The following is a 21457-nucleotide window of genomic DNA, read 5'->3' as shown; positions in this document are numbered from 1 at the left end:
GTAATATAATGAAAGTTTTATTAACAGGATTTGACCCATTTGGTGGAGAACCAATAAATCCAGCTCAAGAAGCAGTTGAAAGGGTTAATGATAATATAAATGGTGCAGAAATTATAAAAATAACCATACCAACAGTTATGACAAAATCTGTTGAAGCTATAGATAAAGCTATCCAACAACACAATCCAGATATAGTAATATCAGTTGGACAAGCTGGAGGTAGATTTGATATTACACCTGAGAGAGTTGCTATAAATGTAGATGATTTTAGAATAAAAGATAATGAAGGTAATCAGGTTATAGACACTGTTATAAAAGAAGATGGTCAACCTGCATATTTTTCAAAATTACCTGTAAAAGCTATGGTAAAACATATGAATGAAAATAAAATCCCAGCAAGTGTTTCAAACACTGCAGGTACATTTGTTTGTAACCATGTAATGTATGGAATCCTTTACATGATAGACAAAAAATATCCGAATATAAGAGGAGGATTTATACACATACCATATATGACTTCACAGATAATAGACAAAAAAAACACACCATTTATGTCTCTAGAGGAAATAGTTAAAGGCTTAGAATTAGCTATAGAAGCTTGCACTATCTATAAAAATGATATAGAAGAAATTGGTGGTGAAATTTCATAATGACTCTTTTAGCATTTCTATAAATTGGAAATAGGAGTCGTCCAACTAAAGACTGTGAGTAAATTTGTTTAGATAATTTTACTCACAGTCTTTTTATAATACATACAAATATAAAATTAAATTCTATTATTCTCTCCCCACTCACACATTGCATCTAAAATTGGAATCAAAGATTTTCCTCTTTCTGATAGGCTATATTCTACCTTAGGAGGTATTTGAGGATATTCAGTGCGAATAATCAAGTTATCTGCCTCTAATTCTTTCAATGATAAACTCAAGGTTTTATAAGAAATGGTATTTATGTAACGCTTTAATGCATTATATCTGACAACCTTAAATTCTACAAGACAATAAAGAATTATCATTTTATATTTGCCATTAATTAATGAAAGTGTATAACTAAATCCTGTTTCACTTAAATCTGTATTTGATATATAATCTATACCCATATGTTACACTCTCCTTCTGGTTAGTACTGAACAAAAATGTGCGTACTTGTTTTTAAGATAATTTATAATAAAATTATAGTGTAAGAATAATTGAAAGTCAATTTGATAATAGGAGGTGTAATATATAGGCAAAAACCTATTAAATAAAGTTTATTGGAGGAAATTTATGATGAAAGTTTTATTGATTAATGGTAGCCCAAACCAATATGGATGTACTTATACAGCATTAACTGAGATTACTAAAGTATTAAATAAACATGATATTGAAACAGAAATACTGTATTTAGGTAAAAAAGCAATCCCAGGATGTATTGCCTGTTCATCTTGTTTTGAAACTGGAAAATGTATTTGTAATGATAAGGTTAATGAATTAATTGAAGAACTTGATAATATTGATGGTATTATTATTGGTTCTCCTGTTTATTTTGCTAGTGCAAGTGGCCAATTAACTTCGTTTCTTGACCGTCTATTTTTCGTAGCTGGAAGTCGCATGTCTACAAAATTAGGTGCTTCAATTGTATCCTGTAGACGTGGTGGTGCAACTGCAACATTTGACCAACTAAACAAATATTTTTCAATCAGTAATATGCCTATTGTATCATCACAGTATTGGAATCAAGTACATGGTTTTACGCCAGAGGATGTTATGAAAGACGAAGAAGGCTTACAAACCATGCGAACTTTGGGCGAAAACATGGCATGGCTTCTTAAATGTATTTCAGCGGGTAATAAAGCTGGAATTAAAAAACCACAATATGAAGAGAAAGTTATGACCAATTTTATAAAATAGATAATGAAAATACAATGGAATCTGTTAAAATGAAAGTACTAATCTATAAATAAAAATATGTATTACAAAAAAATAATAAAACAGAGTTATTAGGTATATATATATCAAATCTCTGTTTTATTATTTTTTCTTAAAAAGTTTCAAGTTCCAGTGATATTGTACTTATATTCAATGCTATTTTTTAACACAAGTGTTTTACTACACACATTTTATATTTTAAAATTATATTAAATATATCCCTAAAATATACAACACATATATATGGACTGGATAGTATAAATAAAATAAATATTTCATACTCTTACCTTTTTCTCTATTGTAAAGCAGCATGAAAGGTAGAGAAGCAACCATCATCCATTGGTAATTTTGTAAAGTAGAATTTTTTAAACTAAAATCTCCATTTGCCATTGTTATAAATATAAATATACACATTAAAATATAGCAAATACTTAAATTAAGCTTCTTCTCCCTGCACAAATAAAAAATAATTCCAAGTGTAATAAGAATTGGTCCACCTTCTACTAAAAACGGAACTGGTACTAATGTCATAAATAAAGCGAGAATCCTATTAGCTGATTTGAAAAGTATAGTTATTGCGAATATTCCTAATATTATAGGGGCTATTATCATCAATAATCCTATAATAAGATATTTTACTTCTCTTTCTTTTTTAAATTTCTTTATAAATTCTATTGCTTGTAAATAAATTGCTGTCAAAAATAATGTTGCAAAAATATTATTTATAATTATTAGCCCTTCTGGATGTGGAAATACATTATTAATTATTTGATTTCCTATTGCCATAATAACAGACCAAATATACAATCTAGTTATGTACTTTTTCCTGTTACTAGTATGATAAAATCCTTCCACTGCCATAAATGTAAATAAAGGTGCTGATATTCTACCTATCCAATGAAACCAAATAGGTATTTGCATTGTTTCTGGCATAAATGCTGCTATATGGTCAAATGTCATAAATATTAATGCCAATATCTTAATAGTAAACCCATTTATACCTTTTTTAAAAAAATCCATATTATATCTCCTTATTTTGATTTATTTCTATAATAATTTCTGTTCCTACTCCAATTTTACTATTTACATAAATATTTCCCTTATGAATCTCTATTATCTCCTTAGAAATGGCCATTCCAAGCCCTGAACCTTTATGCAATTCGCCTGTATTGGTACCCCTATAATATTTTTCAAAAATATGTTTTAAATCATTTTCACTTATCCCAACTCCACTATCTTTTATTATAATTTCTACATTATCCTTTTTTGCAACTTCTATCTTTATTAAAGTGTCTTCACTATTATGAACTATTGAATTAAATATAAGATTGGTTATAGCTCTTCTTAATAAAATTGAGTCTGCACATACTTCTATTGAATCTTCATAGTATTCAAACTCAATATACCTATTTTTATATCTACTATCATTTAAAATGTCTACTATTATATTTCTAACCAAACCAACTAAATTTATTTTTTTCTTATTCAAAACTATATTATTATTTTTTAATCTAGTAGATAAATTTAGGTCATCCACCAAATCTTTTATATACTTAGACTTATTATATATAATTTCTGCATACTCTCGCAACTCATCTTCTACAAACTCATAATCTTTATCATTGATTATTTCTGCATATCCTTGTATAGATGCTAGAGGAGTTTTTATGTCATGTGTTATATTTGCTAACCATTCCTCCCTCAATTTTTCATTTTCTTTTCTCTCTGCTTCATTTATCCTTAAAGTATCAGCCAACATATTGATATTTGCAAAAACTTCTTCATAGATACCTCTATCTTTAAGATATAAACTATAATTTCCATTAGCCATATTCTCAATACTCCATAGTACACTTGATATTGGTTTTGTAAGTTTTCTACTAAATAAGTAACCTATTCCTAAAGCGACCATACCATCAATTACAAGAGTTATAATAATGATTTTATTTAAAATTTCTTTAATACTATCTTTAGAATAAGTTAAAATTGTTCTTGATGTATCTCTACTAGGTATACCAATTATTATATTTAAATGTTTTTTGTTTAAAGACTTTTCTAAAACAAAATTAATGTAATTTGTTTCTCTATACTTGTAGTTGTTAACCATTTGAAAGGGGGTATATTTTTTAGGAGTATCTTTTGGTACATTTATTCCATATACTTCCTCCCCCGAATCATTTAAAACTTGTAACCAAGAATTTGATTTTGCTAATTTATCAAGTCCGCCCTTTGATAACCTAAGCTCTCCATCATTTTCATATAAATCTTTTTCAAAAGAACGTACAAATCCTTCAGGATTATTTTTAGAATCCATAACTTTAAAAAAACTATTTGTTGAAACAACATACAATATAGAAATAATATTTATAATAACTACTGATATAACCACAAATACGATTGTAAGCATAAAGTTTCTAGTAATCTTCCATCCCATATTCTAATCTTCCTTTACTGCTAATTTATATCCAAGACCTTTTATTGTCAGAATATATTCTGGTTTTGAAGGATTATCCTCTAATTTTTCTCTAATTTTCCTTATATGAACCATTATAGTATTATCAAAACCAACATAATCTTCTCCCCACACCTTATCCCACAATCTCTCTTTACTTATAATTTGATTTTGATTATGTGCAAATAAAGATAATATTTTTAATTCCTTCGCAGATAATCCAATAGACTTTCCATCTTTTATAAGCTCTGCTCTACTTTCATTTAATTTATATGGTCCAAATGATACAATTTTTTCTTTATTGTTGTCTAAATCCATACTTTCATTTTGACCTTCGTTAAAATAACTTAATCTTCTTAAGTGGGCTTTAACCCTAAAAGCTACTTCCTTAGGGCTAAATGGTTTTGTAACATAATCATCTCCTCCAATTGCAAGCCCAAGTAATTTATCTAGTTCTTCAGTTTTAGCTGATAAAAACATTATTGGAGAATTAGAAGTTTGTCTTATTTCTTTACAAATATCATAACCTTCTCCATCAGGCAACATAATATCTAGTATAATCAAATCAGGGTTAATGTCTTTAAATATTTCTAACCCTTCTCTTCTAGTTTTTGCTGTATATATGTTCTTAAAACCTTCTTTTTTTAATACTGTTTCTAAAAGTTTTAATATTTCTACCTCATCATCTATTATTAAAATACTATTTTCCATAAATAACCTCCTATGATAATTTACCTATATATTAGCATACATTTTCCTAAAAATTAATTTATATTATTTAAAAGTAAACTAATATATAAAGAAAGATACTATTATTTTTGGTTAAAATCTCTTACTTGATGTAAAATTTTTATATGTTATTTTAGTTAATATTATCATTAATGTAATTGAGATTAGTATGGATAAACCTATCAATATATTTGGTACATTATATCTAACAATTTGTTGGCTCATCATAATCCAGTTTGGAGTTATTGACATAAATTTTATAGCTTTCTCTGGAATAAAACCTACGCTGAAATATGGGATTGCCATTATTAATCCTCCTAATATAAATGGCATTATAGAGGATTTAGATATAGATGAAAGTGTTAAACCTATTTGTGCAAATATAAAAGAAGCAAAAACATTAGTTACTATGACAATAAGATACATTTGGATTACTGTAATATTTAAATTACTATTTCCAAAATACCATAAATTTTTAATCGGCTCATTCAAATGTTGAAAATCAAAAAAACTAAATCCTCTAATTCCTACTAATAGTATAAAAGAAATATTAATCATAGATAAAACTAGGCCATTAGCTATTATTTTTGATAATACTACTGATTTTTTACCATTTTTAGTTGTATTTATTAAACCAGTCATATTAGAATCATATTCTTTTGTATAATTTCCAGAAGTTATCATAAACATTACCAAACCTATTAAAGGTATAGAACCTTCTATCTTATAAAATATATCTGCATACGTATCTAAAACATCAAACTTTCTAATCAGAATAAAGCCAAAAAGTAGTAGAAACACCCAAACCAACAGAATACTTTTTGATTTTAATATTTTTATCATCTCAGATTTAACTAAATATATCATTTATACTATACCTCCTTTGCATCTTCTAAATCAAAGTAAAACATATATACATCTTCAAATTTCGCCTGAACTGGTTGTGTATTAGTTTCAGTTGGCATATCATCTGAAACTATTCTAAGCACTATTGAATCAACATCACTTTGAATACTTATAACCTTATACTTAGATTGAATTTTATCAATTTCACACTCATTTTCAACTCGAATATTATATACTTTGTTTTCCATATGATTTAATATTTCTTTGTGCGTTCCTTTCACTAGAAGCTTACCTTTTTTAATCATTATTGTTTCTTTTGCAACTGATTCTATATCTGAAATTATATGAGTAGAAAGAATTATTATCTTATCTCTAGATATTTTAGCTATTAAGTTTCTAAATCTGGCTCTTTCTTGTGGGTCAAGACCTGCTGTTGGTTCATCAAGGACTATGATTTTTGGATTATTTAGTAAAACTTGCGCTATACCAACTCTTCTCTTCATACCTCCAGAAAATTTTCCTATAGCCTTATTTCTTACATCATATAGTCCTACTAATTCTAATAATTCATCTATCTTACTCTTTAAATCTTTTTCCTTTAAGCCTTTTAATGCTCCAATATACTGTAAAAATTGTTTTGCTGTAAAGTTTTTATAAACTCCAAATTCTTGTGGTAGATATCCTAAAATATTTCTATAATCATCATCCATATTAAATATATCCTTACCATTATATAGAATTTGACCATTGTCAGGTTTTATCAACGTTGTTATTTGTTTCATTAAAGTGGATTTTCCTGCTCCATTAGGTCCTAAAAGACCATAAACTCCGTTTTCTAGAGTTATTGTAATATTATCATTTACTACTTTCTTACCATATATCTTTGAAAGGTTTTTTATTTCTAACTTATTCATCTTAACTCTCCTTTATTTACTTATATAATCTGACTTTATTACTAAAAAACATAATGACATAACACATATGAATATTGCTACCAAAACCCATATTGATAGACTAGCAATATCTATATGCATTTTAAATATCATAATCTCTCCTAAATAATTTCCTATTATTTTATTAAATCCGAATATCAAATCATAATAATTTACAGTAGAAATAACTAGAAGTAATTTTTTAGGTAATATACGAATTACTGACATTATCTTAGTTATAGCTATAATAACTATAAAAAAACTTATTGATGCTATTGAAGATTTACTTATAAATGAACCTAATATGGCTATCATAGCCCATCCTTCAAACATTAAAAGTTCGATACCTATATTTGATATTACGTAATTTGTTATGCTTAAATTGGATTTCAAAGTAACTATGTTATCTACTATTCTAAAAGCCTCTAAGTCTCCATTAGTTGGCATACCTTGTTGCATACATGTTATGATGAATATTCCAATTAAATAAACAGAATAAATTATCAGTGGAACTAAGAAAGCAATAGCTATTTTTGACTTTAATGCTTTCTTCTTCTCTTTTGATGATAGTATTATATCTCTTACTGAAGAAATCACTTCATCTATATAAATATTTGATATAATTATAGCAATAGTAATTAATATTCCTACATTTATAAGTGGATTTGTAGCTCTATAATTAAATACCCTCCAAAAATTAACATCTTTATATTCATTAACACTTAAATTATAAAGTTTATTATTTGATATTGCTTTAATTTTTTTAGAAAATACGTCTGTCCCTTTTTGATTTGAAAGTTGTTTTAAAACATTAATCTTATTTTGAAATTTATAATTACCTATATCTTCACTACTTCTTGTATCCTCTATACGCCCTTTTTCCTTATCTATATAATAATTTTCTGTCTCTAAAACAGGTTTAATAAAGATATTGATTGATAGTATTAACATTAATATCCCTAAAGATATAAACATGCTTTTAGATTTAATCAATTTTTTCATTTCCCAATTTACCAATGTACTAATCCTCCTAAATTATTTTGATTACACCTATATATTAAAACTTAAATCTTATATCAATATAGTCTTAACCTTAAATAAAGCTTAAATTGTTTGATTTATTGAAACTCATTAAAAATATGCTTTTAAATTTACTATTTTAGAAAATAGTTTGTAATATGTTTATAATTTATTGTAATCTTTTAGTTTATCTTTTTTATAAGATACTTGCTATACTTTTATTAGTAAGATTAAATTTAAAATAAGTTGGTGATTATATGAGAAATATAGATATTTATACAAAATTGAGAATAAGTTTTTTAGCATCCATAGGCATGTTTGTCATTGCAGCTGCATTTATTATTTTTATGAGAAACTATGCATTTTCAATCATTTTTATTCTTTTGGGTATTTTTATTGAATGGAAATTTTATCGTTGTCCAAACTGTAATCATTGTTTAGATTCAAGGATGGAACTTTTAAAGAATGGTTCTTACTGTCCTTATTGTGGAAAGATTATTAAATAGTAATTCTTTTATTCAGTTTATTTAATGTTAATTAATAAAATTTATTCTATATATATTTTTATATTTCTTGTTAATTTATAAAATTTTTAAATATGTTAAAAAGATATAAAGAACTGTTATGCATAGTTCTCTATATCTTTTGGTGTTTATAAATACTTTATATAATTTTTTATTACATACACCTTAAAAATTTTTACTAATATTAAAATAAGCTTTCTATTTTATTATTTTATTTATAATATTTTATCTAACTCATTTTTACATTTACCTATTTGAAATAAAACTAGTTAATTTAAAATCACAATTTTTAATCTAAATAATTGCATATAAACTTATTTATCACTAATTTTTCTTTTCAAAACAACAAGTATAATTTCATAATATTTTTCATTTTCAAACAAGCATGTTGAATAATAGAGCATCTTCTAGTATTATATATTTGTAGAATAAAACTAAATTGGTAAATCTAGGAAAATTTGGTTTTATAGAGTTATAGGAACTAGTACTAAAAAATTTTATGAGTTTTGTTATTTTGTTACTAAAATACAATTTTTACTTTTACTAAATTTTTTAGGGGGATGAATAATATGTTTATTGGAGAAATAGACAAATGTACACATATATTAACTGCTTATATAAGTAGTTCATATGATTATTGTAATTTTTTAGATACACAATTAGATGATTTTATATCAGAATATGGAGAAACTGTAGTTGAAACATGCTTACATCAAGTTTTATTATTAGTGAGTCGATATAATTAAAATTAAGTTTTTCCTAGGAAAGCCTTTTTGGATTTACCTACCTTAATAAATATATAATTTTTTTGTACTTTATAAGTAACTATAACTTCTGCTAAAGTAAAGATGTATTGGGAGTACATCTTTACTTTTTCATTAAAACAGTTAAAAGCATACACATAAAAATGAATTATCCAATACAAATTATACATTTCATATATCTAACTTAATGTATGAGCATTATTCTATACATATATTCTGTAATTTCATCAAATATAGCTCTAAATTTTTACTATTTTATACATTCTCTATAAATCATACAAATAACATCTATAAAATCCCCCTTGTATGTTTAAACCACCTATAAAATAACACCAATATTTAGAATATTCAATATCAACTGCGTAACTGGTCAATAAAAATGTATAACTAGACAAAATTCTTATATTTTCTTTATGTTTATTTATTGTTTTTATGAAATCATCTATTTATAATTCGTTTAAAACAATTTCTCTTAAAGACTTTATTAATTAATTTTTTGAATATGTAGGATAACTTGACATAACTAGTGTTTGAGTTTAAGTTAAAATAAATACTAGTGTTCACATTAAGTGTATAAGGTGTAAGCTGACAAATCAAACTTTTGGGAGGTAAATATTATGATGAAAGAAAACAACAACTAGCAGAATTATTTTCTAACAATCGTAAGAGTTACACAGATGGCAAGCAAGAACGGATTAATATTTTATTAAAAGAAGCACAGCTTTGGAGAATGAGTTTATTCTATTGATAAAAAATAAATTTGATAATTATAATAAAAAAATAATTACTCCTATTTTTTGAGTGATTTTAATATGTATTTATATGTGTCTCTAATAAATTATAATATATCTTACATTTTAGTATGGTAGTTTTCGTTAGTTTTATCATTACAATTTTTTCTATAGTTTTATGTATTTTATTATTAATATAGATAATTAATTTTTATATAAAATTTAATTTTAGTATTGCATAGTTGCCATAAAATGTTATATATTCTTCACAAGAAGTTAAAAATACATCACATTTTGTGACATAGGAGGAATTATTAATGAAAGATTTTAAAGAATTAAATAAACTTGGATTTTTAGGATTCTTAGGTTTTCTAGGATTAATTGGTATATTGTATACTGGTAAAGTACATACAATTAGCTTCTGTTCGTTTTTTATTTTCTTCAGATATTTTAATATCATGCCAGATGAGTTATTTAAAGAAAATTTAAGAAAAGCAGCAACTCCAGCGTTTTTCTTAACACTTACATCATTATCAGCATCTATGGTTATATCAATTGTTTCAGGTAAAACTTCTAATATAGAAAATGGACTAGGAATTAGCTTTTCTATAGCAATGATTAGTTTCATAGGAGTTTTTGCATACCTACAACATAGAGAAGGAAAAGGATTAGAATAATGATAATTCGTTCAAAAACTAAGGAATACAGGGCAAGATATAATATGAATCAAGAGGAACTTGCATCACTAGTAGGAGTAAGAAGAGAAACTATAGGTAACTTGGAAAATGGAAAATATAATCCTTCATTAAAATTAGCATTTGATATTGCTAATGTATTCAATGTAAGTATAGAAGAAATATTTGAATATATAAAAGATTAGTAAGCATATCAAAAAATCATAACTATTTTCTACTAATAACAAAAAAACATATATAAATAAAATAAAAATTATATTTGTCAAATTTGATATATTATAGTCTTTCATGCTTATTTAACCCTCCTCCTAAATAGAAACACTATCCTAAATGTTAGTATTCTACTTAAAAGTAAGTACTTGTTTAAACATAAAATAGAACATATACTTATATAAACAAATATATAAGGAGATGACTTTTATGAAAAAATGTAAGATAGAAGTTATAAAAACTACATTCCATCAAGATTTAGCGGATGAATATGGATGTGAAGGTATTGGAAAATGTCCTATGCATAAAGTAGGGGAAGTATTTTTCGGAGATTTTGCGAAACCTGAGAAATTATGTGATGAAGCATGGAAGGCAATGTATCAGTATGTATTTGCCTTATCTCATGGTAGTGAATTGTTTTACTATGGTGATTGGATAGATAAAGAAGGAATTGCTATATGTTCTTGTAATGATGGTATTCGTCCTGTTATTTTTAAAGTTGAGAGAACAGATGAAGAATCTGAAATATAATATAAACTTGTTATATAAAAACTATAATTTATAACTACTACATCATCATTATAGTGTCAGTCTATTATTTTTTATGATTATATATTGTAATATAAAATACACTTATACTAATAATTTATTCTATTATTTAATAAAAAGAGATATTATAGTCCTAATAATATCTCTTTTTATTAAATGAAACACACATAAAAAAGTAAATAATCATTAATATCTATATAAACTCACATTAATTTATTAACTTAATTATTTTATAAGTCTTTTATCTAGTCAAATTTATATACCTTCATGTTTTCAAAGTATAAATTTAATTTCAGAATTCAATTTCTTTCAAAAACTAATTTTCATCTACAAGATTACTTTTTTTAATTAGCTATATAAAAATCTTTTTGATAAGTTTTTTAGCTTAATCTTTACACCAATGTTTATCATTGTTGTCCTTTTCTCAAGTTCTAGCTATTTCATAAAAATCTAAACATAAGCATAAATAGATAAAACTTACTGAATAAGAATAGCTTTCTATATTTATACTTATATCTAACCTTATGCAATCTAAGAAAATAGTTACAGTATATGCACTCTTGCATATTGATTCACTTTCCACTATTTTTATTATTACACCTATAACATTCTATGGTTATAAAATAAAAAGCATCTCTTTTATAATTTTCAAAAACTACATTGAGATACTTTTTATAATTTAAATCTATATATTTAATTTAAGAAACAATATATCATAGTTCTAATATTATTATAATTCTTCATATAAATCAGTACTTAAGTATTTTAGACCACTGTCATTAAGAGTCAAGACTATATTCTTCCCTTTTTCTGTACTTTGTAATAACTTGATTGCTGCACATACATTTGCACCAGAAGAAAAACCTGCAAAGACACCCTCTAATTTAGCTAATTTTCTTGCTACGTCAGTTGCTTCATCATCTGTAACTTGAATGTATCCATCAATAAGTTTTTTGTCTACTAGTGGCAAATCCATAGAATAACCTCCACCTTGTATTTTATGCCCTTGGTCAGTTATTTCTTTTCCTGAATAAATTGCTGCTGTTGCAGGTTCAACCACATAGCATTTAATAGAAGGTTTATGTTTTTTAAGTGTTTTTGAACAACCAGCAAAAGTACTACCACTTCCAAGAAAATCTACAAATACATCAATGTTCCCATCTAATTGCTCCCACATTTCTTCTGCTGTATAACATTCATGTGCATGATTACAAGCTTCTAGATTGAATTGGTCTGCTCTAAATGCATTTCTTTCTTCTGCTATTTTTTGAGCCTCAACTTCTACAAGTGCTAAATCTTCACCAGATACTTGTCCATGAACTGAATTTGGCATTTGGTCTACAAGCACCACTTCTGCCCCTAAAGCTTTCATCATTCTTGCTCTTTCCATAGAATTTCCTTTTGACATACATGCAATAAATTTATAACCTTTACATGCACAAGCTATTGCTAATCCTGTTCCTGTATTGCCACTTGTTAATTCCACAACTGCTTGACCTGGAACTAATAGCCCTGCATTTTCTGCTTCTGTAATCATTTGTAATGCTACACGGTCCTTTTTACTGAATCCGGGATTTAAATATTCCATCTTTGCATAAATATTACCTTCAACTCCAAATTCCTTTGCTATTTTAGATAAACATAACATATGAGTATTGCCTATAGCTTCTGTAACATTATTAAGTACACGCATTACAATTCCCCCTTAATCTCTCAACTAACATCCATTGAAAAACAATCCTTTATGAAGTATAATTTATATTACGGATGTACAGTATATTTAACGTTAATTATATTATACCTTTGTAAATTATAAATATCGTTAAATAAATTATACATTCGTAAATTATATTTGTCAATATTTTACATTTTAAGGAGTTAATATGAGTATTAATACTATTATTGCTAAAAATTTAAATAGATTACGTAATGAACGTAACCTAAGTCTAGGTCAACTTGCAGAATTATCTGGTGTAAGCAAAGTCATGCTATCACAGATTGAAAAAGGTGACTCTAATCCAACAGTAAATACAATTTGGAAAATTGCAAGTGGACTAAATGTCCCATATACTGCAATACTTGACCAACCTAAAAATGAAACTTTTATTGTTTCAAAAGCTGATATAGATGTACAAGTTTCAGAAAACGAAGATTATCGTCTTTATTGTTACTACCCTAATACACCAACTAGGAACTTCGAGTTATTTCAAATGGAATTAGAAGAAGGTCATAGTTATACATCTGTTGGCCATTCTGAAAAATCCCAAGAATACATTATGATTCTAGAAGGACAATTAAAATTAGAAGTAAGTGATTGTATTTATCAACTTAAAGAGAATGACTCTATTTGTTTTTCAGCTGAATCATCACATACATACCATAATCAAGGAGAAAAAACATTAAAAACGGTAATAATAAATTATTATCCAGTTTAAAAATGTTATTTAGGAATAGAATAATTATTTCTTATACAAAAAGATAAATCCTTTAAACTAGGATTTATCTTTTTACCTTTAACTTTACAAATTTATTATATATCTTTACACTTTTATTAATTATGTTATAATAACCTTATATGAAAGTTTTATATTTTTGACAAATGGAGTATGAGTTACTCCTTTTTTCTTTTATGTTACTCTGATAAACATCTAGTTAACATTAATATATTATCATGTAATATAAACAAAAAATGTCTTTTATATGTACATTTTTCATTGTTTCAATAATGATTTTATGTATATATTTCTCACAATTGGAGTGCTTTTGCACTCTTTTTTAATATTTTTTATTATAACTTATTAAATATTTCGTTACCCTTTTAAGCTTTTAAAGTGGAGCTTAACTGACAAAATATATAACTCGTTCAAGATTATTAGTTTAGAAAATTTTGATATTACTGCCATAGCTATCAAAAATACTCAATAAATCTAATACATTTTGCTTTTTAATTCTTTTAGATATTCTATATGAATGTTTTGCATAGTGTTTATGTATCTTTAATTTATTTACAACATCTAATATTGTGTTGTCATATATCAGTATTAAGTTTTTAATATCCTTATTGTTTGATGTTAGACTATTATTCACAAAAATAAAAGGTAGCATCTATCACTAAATAATCACTACCTTTTGTGTATATTTGTTATATTTTCCCAAGCTTTTATACAATCTTGTAATTCTTCTATTTTATCTACTGTTATTTCTTTTTCTTCATGCGAACTTGAAATTAAACCTGAAAGAGGATTATTATTTAAATTTCTAAAGATTCTTTTCTCCTCTAATTTTAAATTAGGGAATAATAGTAAATAACTGTATTTCACCACTATTTACTATTATATAATAGAATTTATATCTCAAATTTGATATAATACATGTACCAAATATATTTCTGTAAATGTTCATTTTTCAATGTTTTAAACTTATTTATTCTTGTTTCGTCAGTTAGATGTCAGTAAAATATATTATCCACAATTTTTACATGACTTTTCCACAGTAATAAAAAGGTAGCACTTATATTAGTAGCTACCTTTCACTTATTAATCTTCATCCTTCCAACTTTTTATCCAGTCCCCTATTTCTGTTATTTTATCTTCTGTTATTTCTTCTCCATCGTGTAATTTTGAAATCAGTTCTGATAGAGGATTGTTATGTAAACCTCCAAAAATTCTTTTACCTTCCAGTTTTAGATATTCTTTTTCTTTCACCAATACTGTATAGTGCACATGTTTTCCAATTCTTTGAGAGATTAAAAAACCTTTTTTAGTTAGTCTAGTTAAAAGTGTAATTGTAGTTGTATGTTTCCAGCCATATATTTTTTCTATCTCATCTGCAACATCCTTCGATGTTACAGTTTTATAACCTGAGTTCCAAATAAACTTCATGATTTTTAGTTCTGTATCTGGTAATTTCTTATTTATCATAATATATCCCTTCTTTCTATAAAACTCAAACTTGTCTTTTTATCATATCTTTTATATCTGTTATGAATTTTTCAAATTTTTCTTCTATCATTTGATTTCCTTTATGTATAGTTGTAAATATTCGAGCAAAAAAATCATCATCTATATTTATATTTCTTTCTTCTCTTATAGCATTTAAATATTCTTTTTTAGTTACTAGCACCTCATAATCAGATTTAAAACTCACTATTTTCTTTTTTAACACTTTCATCTTTACTAATCTTTTTAGAAGAATCTTTGTTGTACTTTTCCTCCACTTATATCTATTTTTCATTGTTTCTATTATTTCTTTTTTATATAGAATAGACTTTTTCCTCCATAAATATTCCATCAGCATTAACTCGCCCCTACGCAATTTGCTAATTATTATTTCTTCTTTCAATTTATGTCACTTCCTCAATGTGTTTAACTTAAACTAATAATAGGAGCTTTTTAACACAAAAACTACAGGTAAAATTTACCATATATTCTACTTATTTAGTTTGTTTTTATATATAAAAAATGTTATTCATATCTATAAACTTATTCAATTTTCAAATACATACGTTGAATAATAACTAGTCGTATTGCATTGTTTTAATTGTAGAATAGAAGTAAATTGGCAAAATTAGAGAAATTTAATGGAATAAATATTTATTAAATAAGACTCGTAAGATGAGTCATAAGTTATATTGGTAAGTTATTAAAAACATATACTCTTTTGTTTTTGTGAAAGTTTTTTATGTGGGCAATAATATATATATTTAAAAATAAATTGTATGGATATACACATATATTGACTGCTTATACTGGTTTTAATATTATTATTATTATAATTTTATAGATACACACTTAGATTATTCTATACTATAGTATAATGAATTAGAATCTTATTCACATCAAGTGATAGTATTAGTAGGGATAATCAAATAGATTTTGTTTTATAGAGAATCCTTTTTAGCTTTATCTACATTCGTATCAATCTATAGCAATACAAAAGTCTTAAATATATTTTCAATATTAAGAATAAGCATAAATGTTAACTAAAAAATATAATTAAGTAGACATTTCTATTAATCTATGATACAATAGTATTTGTGTTAATGCACAATTAAATCAAGTATATCTTGATACAGGTTAATAGGAGTATTTTTAATGAATAATGGAATAGTGAAATGGTTTAATAATGAAAAAGGATTTGGTTTTATAACAGTAGAAGGTGGAGATGATGTATTTGCTCATTTCTCAGCTATACAAACTTCAGGATTTAAATCACTAGAAGAAGGTCAAAAAGTAAGCTTTGATATAGTTAAAGGCGCTAGAGGTCATCAAGCAGAAAACATAACTATATTATAATATATAGATTTTTCGGGAAAGACTCTTTTTAGGGTCTTTTTTTATTGTTAGTATATATAAGATAATTATTGATGAAGTAAACAACATTGTTTGGAGAAATGAAAAAAGCACTCTCTGACATGAGAATGCTTAGTTACAGATATAGAAGTGTACTGTGAATACATTTCTATTTTTTTATTCAGACAATCGTGTAAATCCGACTTATAGGATTGCATAACTGCTTGTATGGGACGCTGTAAAACCGCATGAAATGCGCGAGATTTCTGTCTTACTCTCCATCTGGTAAATAATGTACCTATGGAACGTTAGAAGCTCATTTTTGAGATGTTTTGTATCGTACATTCACTTTATCATTTTGAGTGTCATAACGCCCGCGTATGCTCCTCAAGTGTATGCAGCGCCCACAAGGACATGTATCCGCAGCCCTTGCTGGTGAGGCTGGTGAGCTCCTTGACAAGCAGTTTAAACAGTTTTCACAAAGCGGAAAATAAGCAGACGCGCAACAGTGTGTATCATTGTGCCCTGCTTGCCAATATTGAAAATAGCAAAATAAGAAATGCGCCTTTTACCAATAGGGGGCATTTCAACCAGCCAACAAACTAATAGTTTGAAGTCTAAACTATACCCAAAAGTGTACAATTTTATACTTCCTTTCGTGTCAAGAAAACTCCAGAGATTGCCCCGATAAGAATAATAGGTGCTAACCTAACAAACAGCCATTCAAATATGTGAAAAGCTGCTCCGAAAACTGCTGTTTCAGGATCACTATAATTCCAACCCAAGTAAGGACTATTTATTGCTATTAGAACCGCAGAAATTATTACTATGACCACACACAATGAGATAAGTAGCCAATGAACCATTTTTTGTTTCATGATCTTCCTTTGTGCAAATTGCAAGTTTATAACCTCCAGTTTTTCGGAAATCGCTTTTAAGCCATCAACCTTAGACTCAATAACATTTTCTCCAAGCAAAGTGCTTACAGGTGTTTCTAGCACTTCCGATATAGAGATTAACATATCAGAGTCAGGAACGGACAGTCCCTTCTCCCATTTAGAAATTGTTTGTCGCACTATATTCAACTTGATAGCAAGTTCTTCTTGCGAAAGCCCTTTTGATTTTCTGATTGCTTTAATGTTTTCACTTAACATTAGTGATAACCTCCTTTCTTTTAGTGTCACCACTATTGTATGAGGAAGTGCCCGTTGCTACAAGCAACGCATATTAACATTTAACTTTTAATAGGAAAATTGGGATTTAGCGAGTACGCCTTCTATGCCAAAGGCGAACACTTTTCCTTCTTTTACTCTAAATTCAAACGTTGGATCTGTCAAGTTATTCTGCGCATCCTTATATCGTGTTTCAAGTCTTTATAAAATCCTGGCAGGAATTGGGCGGGATTCTAGGTAATTCATACTTTGCAAACATCTCAAAAATACAAGTTAGAAAAACGTTAAATTACCTATTCATTGGTGTTCCTAGCATTGTTGCGCCTTTAATAAAGCCGAAAAAAAATTTGAACCCAATATAATTTTTTATTACATTATAAAAAAAGGTACTTGAATTGATTTTTAAAATATATATTTGCCAATTAACTATTATTACAAAAGTGACTTTTGTATCCAACAATGGTAAAATATAGGTCGTGACGATATATCAATGTTATAATTTTATATATTATCTGTTTTAATAATAAGGAGGCTGAATAAATGAAGAATAAAAGATGGAAAAGCAAAAGAGGATTTACCCTGGTGGAATTATTGGTGGTAGTTGCTATAATAGGTATCTTAGCAATAATAGCTCTCCCAGCTTTATTTAAAAATATAGAAAAGGCTAAAATAGCTAAATTAGAGTCTGATGTAACTGCAATAAAAAGTGCATCACTTAGTTATTATGCTGATGAATCTAAGTTTACTGATGGAAATGTGATTTCATGGACGAAAAAAGATGGAAAGATAGTAGTAAATGGTGGTCTTAAAGTTGACCCTCTAGCTCATAACATAGAAGGTTTAGGTATGCCTTATAATGGCTCATATACATTGATGTCTAGCGGTGGAGAAAAAGAGTTCTTATAGCTAATTATAATTCCTGATGGAGAAATAAGCCAAAGTGGTGTAGAAAAATTAAAAAATGATTATGGAAATTCAATAGAGATAGAATATCCTCAAGGTAAAATAAATATAATTATAACTTTACTTAACAATGAACCCAAATCTTAAACATAACAATATTAATTTAATAATTATTGATTAAACAAATAATATTGTTTGGAAAAAGATAAAAATTATTCTCACAATATGAAAAGGCTTAATTACAACTATAGAAGTGTATTTACAGTGCACTTCTATTTTTATATTTACCCTATGAAAAAGACCTATTTAAATCGATTTTAAGGTGTGTTGAGTAAGGTTATGGATGTCTATCAAAAAAGAAGCACTCCTATAAAAAGAGTGCTTTGGTGTATGTTAATGTATATATCTAATACAATTATAACATGACCTATGTTTAGTATGATAATTTTCATTCGTTTTATTATTACAACTTCTACTATAATTTTATGTATCATGTTAATATTTGTAATATTTTAGATACTCTTTATACTTATATTGCTGATATACTTTGATTAAGAAAATTAACTCTATTTTGCTAAATTATGAAGGAGGTATCCTACTATGAATTTTGAGAATATCAATCTTATACTTATTGGATTGGGAATTATAGTATTAACTACAATAATATCTTTAATTAAACCTAAAACTAGGTTTTGCAGTGAAAAATATTTTAATAAATTAGAATCAATGTATGGAAATATAGATAGGAAAAGAACTGTTAAACTGGAAGTGCTTTATCGCTATGTAATAGGCTTTGAATATATAGCTATAGGTTTATTAGATATTACAATAATAGCAATTATCTTAATAGTTATTATAACAACAATCTTATATTATTTAATTAGAAAGAAATATATAACTATATAAACTATTTATAAAATACTAATAGAATTGCTAATCAAAAGAAGGTAATAGGATTACCCTATCATCTTCTTTTGATTTGTCTAATATTGTATTGATTTCATACTGTTTTTGTCAACCAATATAACTAAATAGTTATGAGAAAATACTATAAAAAATTATTATAACGTTTAACAATCTCCATAATATTCAGCAAAATATAAAGGATTTTTCTTAGTGACCTTATAATTTCTCAAGTATGATTCTGTAGCTTTCTCAATTGGAGGTTTAGTTAATGTATAACATTTTGCATTTTCTTTTGACAACTTTTCTTTATCTATTTTGTTATGCAACTCATCATCAACTATTCCTGTAGTAATAGCTTCTTTGAAATATCCATTGAAAAATACATGAGTCTTTAGTGCTAGTGCAGGCGTTGAATGTAATATTAGAAACATTGCAATAATAGATAATGCTGTTGTTAATACTAACTTTATCCTCTTCATAATTAATCTCCTCACATTAATAATATATCTCCAGCTTATTATATAAGTTAACATATACCAATATTTTTTAGACACAAGTATGGTAGTAACTAGAGTTAATTGCTCCCTTCTATTCTATTTCAAATAGTCTTTTAGATAGAATATTTCTTCGCTTTGATAATTCCATATATTTTTCCATGATATTACATATTTGAAATTTCCAATTATATCTTTTAATTCTTTATCATTAGCGTTTTCTAAGTATACTTCAAGGGTTTCAGTATGTTTTTTATTATATGTTACAATACTATCTCCCAACATCCTAACTTTTTCATTATCCCTCAGAAAATCATAAAAACCATCTGAATTAAATTTTATATCTTTTATTAATATATTTGGTGATTTAGCTTTAACTTGAATATCAACATGTTTTAAACGCTTAATATCTACATTTATTGGTAAACCCTGCTCCTCTTTTTTTATTCTCTTATAATCCTCAGTAGTGATACCATTTATTTTAGCTGAGAAATTTATTGTAGGCTTTATAAATGTTGTAAGATATATACACAACATTAAGCATATTCCTACTAAAATATATCGTATTTTATATTTCATAGTATCATCCCCTTTATTAGAATTTTTCTACATACAACTTATATCTATATTATAACTTATTTATTAAGATGTTTACTAGAATATAAGTATTAAATCTATAGTTTGGCTTTTACAAACTCTCTAGCCCTATCCATTGTTAACCATAAATCATCAGAATAAATCTCTGTGAATTTTTCTCATGTAGTCTTGCTCTATTTTCATCTAAAAATCGTTCGACAAATTGCTGATATAAGTTCTTAAATATGCTATAAATTAAAGTATATTATATAACAATCTAGGAGGAATAGTATGGATTTTGGAGAGGTTAAACAAGATTTAAGTAACAAATATCTTGAAGATAACAAAGAAAACTTAAATAAGTATAAAAAATATTATTTAAAGGTTTATAAGCATTATAGTGAAATGGATTCTATAAAAAGTATTCGAGATATAGAAATGGAACAAGCTAGACTTAAGGGGCAATTACAAAAAAATAATAATCCTATATTCGCTTTGTATATATCTATAATGGCTGTTGTTTTTTCTACAATAATTAATTTAACGTTTGATTTATCGGATATAGCTAATTATTTTATTAAATCAGCGATGACCTTTGCACTTATTGTGATTCTTACTATTTTAGTTAATAAAGGAATAGTTCCAATAGCTATACCTTATAGAAATAATATACAATTTTATACAACAGCTTTAGAAGTACTAGAAAGTATGAAAAATGAAAAACTTAGAGAAAGAAAGCATAAAAAAAGAAGGTAA

General features: G+C 26.2%; 27 protein-coding genes and 1 pseudogene. 12 read left to right on the top strand and 16 right to left on the bottom strand.

Translation table 11 applies throughout. The annotated features are described in order from the left end of the window. Nucleotides 1-8: 8 nt before the first annotated feature. Nucleotides 9-650, top strand: coding sequence for a pyroglutamyl-peptidase I (gene pcp / locus ACTG47_RS08875; protein WP_479926882.1), 642 nt, complete (start codon nt 9-11; stop codon nt 648-650). Nucleotides 651-766: 116 nt separating this feature from the next. Here pcp and ACTG47_RS08870 read toward each other — a convergent pair whose 3' ends face one another. Next, a complete protein-coding gene (locus tag ACTG47_RS08870) occupies nt 767-1099 on the bottom strand; it encodes a winged helix-turn-helix transcriptional regulator (RefSeq protein WP_479926881.1) in 333 nt (110 codons plus the stop codon). Nucleotides 1100-1265: 166 nt separating this feature from the next. On the opposite strand from ACTG47_RS08870, the gene ACTG47_RS08865 reads away from it, so the two are divergent. Continuing rightward, nucleotides 1266-1889, top strand: coding sequence for a flavodoxin family protein (locus ACTG47_RS08865; protein ID WP_479926880.1), 624 nt, complete (start codon nt 1266-1268; stop codon nt 1887-1889). A 222-nt stretch (nt 1890-2111) separates the two neighbouring features. On the opposite strand, the gene ACTG47_RS08860 is transcribed toward ACTG47_RS08865, so the two are convergent. The 6 genes from ACTG47_RS08860 to ACTG47_RS08835 form a co-directional block, all read right to left on the bottom strand. Further along, nucleotides 2112-2927, bottom strand: a complete 816-nt coding sequence (locus ACTG47_RS08860) for a TraX family protein (protein WP_479926879.1) — start codon at nt 2925-2927, stop codon at nt 2112-2114. A gap of 1 nt (nt 2928) precedes the next feature. After that, entirely contained in the window at nt 2929-4341 is a 1413-nt protein-coding gene (locus tag ACTG47_RS08855; protein WP_479926878.1) for a sensor histidine kinase, read from the bottom strand. Between the two features lie 3 nt (nt 4342-4344). After that, nucleotides 4345-5070 carry a response regulator transcription factor gene (locus ACTG47_RS08850; RefSeq protein WP_479926877.1) on the bottom strand — a complete coding sequence of 242 codons (726 nt, stop codon included), beginning with the start codon at nt 5068-5070 and terminating at the stop codon, nt 4345-4347. Between the two features lie 111 nt (nt 5071-5181). Further along, nucleotides 5182-5955, bottom strand: coding sequence for an ABC transporter permease family protein (locus tag ACTG47_RS08845; protein WP_479926876.1), 774 nt, complete (start codon nt 5953-5955; stop codon nt 5182-5184). A gap of 5 nt (nt 5956-5960) precedes the next feature. After that, nucleotides 5961-6848, bottom strand: a complete 888-nt coding sequence (locus ACTG47_RS08840) for an ABC transporter ATP-binding protein (RefSeq protein ID WP_479926875.1) — start codon at nt 6846-6848, stop codon at nt 5961-5963. A gap of 12 nt (nt 6849-6860) precedes the next feature. Then, nucleotides 6861-7883 carry a hypothetical protein gene (locus tag ACTG47_RS08835; protein ID WP_479926874.1) on the bottom strand — a complete coding sequence of 341 codons (1023 nt, stop codon included), beginning with the start codon at nt 7881-7883 and terminating at the stop codon, nt 6861-6863. Between the two features lie 260 nt (nt 7884-8143). On the opposite strand from ACTG47_RS08835, the gene ACTG47_RS08830 reads away from it, so the two are divergent. From ACTG47_RS08830 to ACTG47_RS08810, 5 genes are all read left to right on the top strand, one after another. Continuing rightward, nucleotides 8144-8392, top strand: coding sequence for a hypothetical protein (locus ACTG47_RS08830; RefSeq protein WP_479926873.1), 249 nt, complete (start codon nt 8144-8146; stop codon nt 8390-8392). Nucleotides 8393-8979: 587 nt separating this feature from the next. Then, a complete protein-coding gene (locus ACTG47_RS08825) occupies nt 8980-9156 on the top strand; it encodes a hypothetical protein (protein WP_009889562.1) in 177 nt (58 codons plus the stop codon). A 1066-nt stretch (nt 9157-10222) separates the two neighbouring features. Further along, the gene (locus ACTG47_RS08820) at nt 10223-10582 is read left to right on the top strand and encodes a DUF3796 domain-containing protein (RefSeq protein ID WP_169470076.1); all 360 of its coding nucleotides are present in this window, start codon (nt 10223-10225) and stop codon (nt 10580-10582) included. Further along, a complete protein-coding gene (locus tag ACTG47_RS08815; RefSeq protein WP_021384460.1) occupies nt 10582-10785 on the top strand; it encodes a helix-turn-helix transcriptional regulator in 204 nt (67 codons plus the stop codon). The genes ACTG47_RS08820 and ACTG47_RS08815 overlap by 1 nt, the downstream gene beginning before the upstream one ends. 235 nt (nt 10786-11020) lie before the next feature. Then, nucleotides 11021-11341, top strand: coding sequence for a TIGR04076 family protein (locus ACTG47_RS08810; protein ID WP_479926872.1), 321 nt, complete (start codon nt 11021-11023; stop codon nt 11339-11341). Nucleotides 11342-11783: 442 nt separating this feature from the next. Here the strand turns inward: ACTG47_RS08810 and ACTG47_RS08805 are convergent, their stop codons facing one another. After that, nucleotides 11784-11942, bottom strand: a complete 159-nt coding sequence (locus ACTG47_RS08805) for a hypothetical protein (RefSeq protein WP_479926871.1) — start codon at nt 11940-11942, stop codon at nt 11784-11786. 147 nt (nt 11943-12089) lie between these two features. After that, nucleotides 12090-13052 (bottom strand): PLP-dependent cysteine synthase family protein, encoded by a 963-nt coding sequence (locus tag ACTG47_RS08800; protein WP_479926870.1) that lies wholly within the window; start codon nt 13050-13052, stop codon nt 12090-12092. 190 nt (nt 13053-13242) lie between these two features. Here ACTG47_RS08800 and ACTG47_RS08795 point away from each other — a divergent pair, with 190 nt between their 5' ends. After that, entirely contained in the window at nt 13243-13794 is a 552-nt protein-coding gene (locus ACTG47_RS08795; protein ID WP_479926869.1) for a helix-turn-helix domain-containing protein, read from the top strand. A 442-nt stretch (nt 13795-14236) separates the two neighbouring features. On the opposite strand, the gene ACTG47_RS08790 is transcribed toward ACTG47_RS08795, so the two are convergent. The 4 genes from ACTG47_RS08790 to ACTG47_RS08775 form a co-directional block, all read right to left on the bottom strand. Then, nucleotides 14237-14446 (bottom strand): hypothetical protein, encoded by a 210-nt coding sequence (locus ACTG47_RS08790; protein WP_479926868.1) that lies wholly within the window; start codon nt 14444-14446, stop codon nt 14237-14239. A gap of 35 nt (nt 14447-14481) precedes the next feature. After that, nucleotides 14482-14679, bottom strand: coding sequence for a hypothetical protein (locus ACTG47_RS08785; RefSeq protein WP_479926867.1), 198 nt, complete (start codon nt 14677-14679; stop codon nt 14482-14484). 216 nt (nt 14680-14895) lie between these two features. Next, nucleotides 14896-15279: a BlaI/MecI/CopY family transcriptional regulator gene (locus tag ACTG47_RS08780; RefSeq protein WP_479926866.1), complete on the bottom strand. Its 384-nt coding sequence runs from the start codon at nt 15277-15279 to the stop codon at nt 14896-14898. Nucleotides 15280-15304: 25 nt separating this feature from the next. Then, on the bottom strand, nt 15305-15700 hold the full coding sequence (locus tag ACTG47_RS08775; protein ID WP_479926865.1) for a BlaI/MecI/CopY family transcriptional regulator: 396 nt from the start codon (nt 15698-15700) through the stop codon (nt 15305-15307). 752 nt (nt 15701-16452) lie between these two features. On the opposite strand from ACTG47_RS08775, the gene ACTG47_RS08770 reads away from it, so the two are divergent. Continuing rightward, on the top strand, nt 16453-16653 hold the full coding sequence (locus tag ACTG47_RS08770) for a cold-shock protein (RefSeq protein ID WP_107619400.1): 201 nt from the start codon (nt 16453-16455) through the stop codon (nt 16651-16653). A 641-nt stretch (nt 16654-17294) separates the two neighbouring features. Here the strand turns inward: ACTG47_RS08770 and ACTG47_RS08765 are convergent. Beyond that, on the bottom strand, nt 17295-17804 hold the full coding sequence (locus ACTG47_RS08765; protein ID WP_479926864.1) for a helix-turn-helix domain-containing protein: 510 nt from the start codon (nt 17802-17804) through the stop codon (nt 17295-17297). A 558-nt stretch (nt 17805-18362) separates the two neighbouring features. Between ACTG47_RS08765 and ACTG47_RS08760 the strand changes: the two are divergent. Both ACTG47_RS08760 and ACTG47_RS08755 read left to right on the top strand, forming a co-directional pair. Continuing rightward, nucleotides 18363-18872 (top strand): annotated as a pseudogene (locus ACTG47_RS08760) (prepilin-type N-terminal cleavage/methylation domain-containing protein). A 453-nt stretch (nt 18873-19325) separates the two neighbouring features. Then, nucleotides 19326-19631, top strand: coding sequence for a hypothetical protein (locus tag ACTG47_RS08755; protein ID WP_479926863.1), 306 nt, complete (start codon nt 19326-19328; stop codon nt 19629-19631). 164 nt (nt 19632-19795) lie between these two features. On the opposite strand, the gene ACTG47_RS08750 is transcribed toward ACTG47_RS08755, so the two are convergent. Both ACTG47_RS08750 and ACTG47_RS08745 read right to left on the bottom strand, forming a co-directional pair. Further along, nucleotides 19796-20110 carry a hypothetical protein gene (locus tag ACTG47_RS08750; protein WP_479926862.1) on the bottom strand — a complete coding sequence of 105 codons (315 nt, stop codon included), beginning with the start codon at nt 20108-20110 and terminating at the stop codon, nt 19796-19798. Nucleotides 20111-20224: 114 nt separating this feature from the next. Beyond that, nucleotides 20225-20704 carry a hypothetical protein gene (locus ACTG47_RS08745; RefSeq protein WP_479926861.1) on the bottom strand — a complete coding sequence of 160 codons (480 nt, stop codon included), beginning with the start codon at nt 20702-20704 and terminating at the stop codon, nt 20225-20227. Nucleotides 20705-20992: 288 nt separating this feature from the next. On the opposite strand from ACTG47_RS08745, the gene ACTG47_RS08740 reads away from it, so the two are divergent. Further along, nucleotides 20993-21457 (top strand): hypothetical protein, encoded by a 465-nt coding sequence (locus ACTG47_RS08740; RefSeq protein ID WP_227830983.1) that lies wholly within the window; start codon nt 20993-20995, stop codon nt 21455-21457.

This window comes from Clostridioides sp. LIBA-6622 (genome assembly GCF_056716095.1).
The sequence above is the reverse complement of the archived record's forward strand: the minus strand, read 5'-3'. Positions and strand labels throughout refer to the sequence as shown.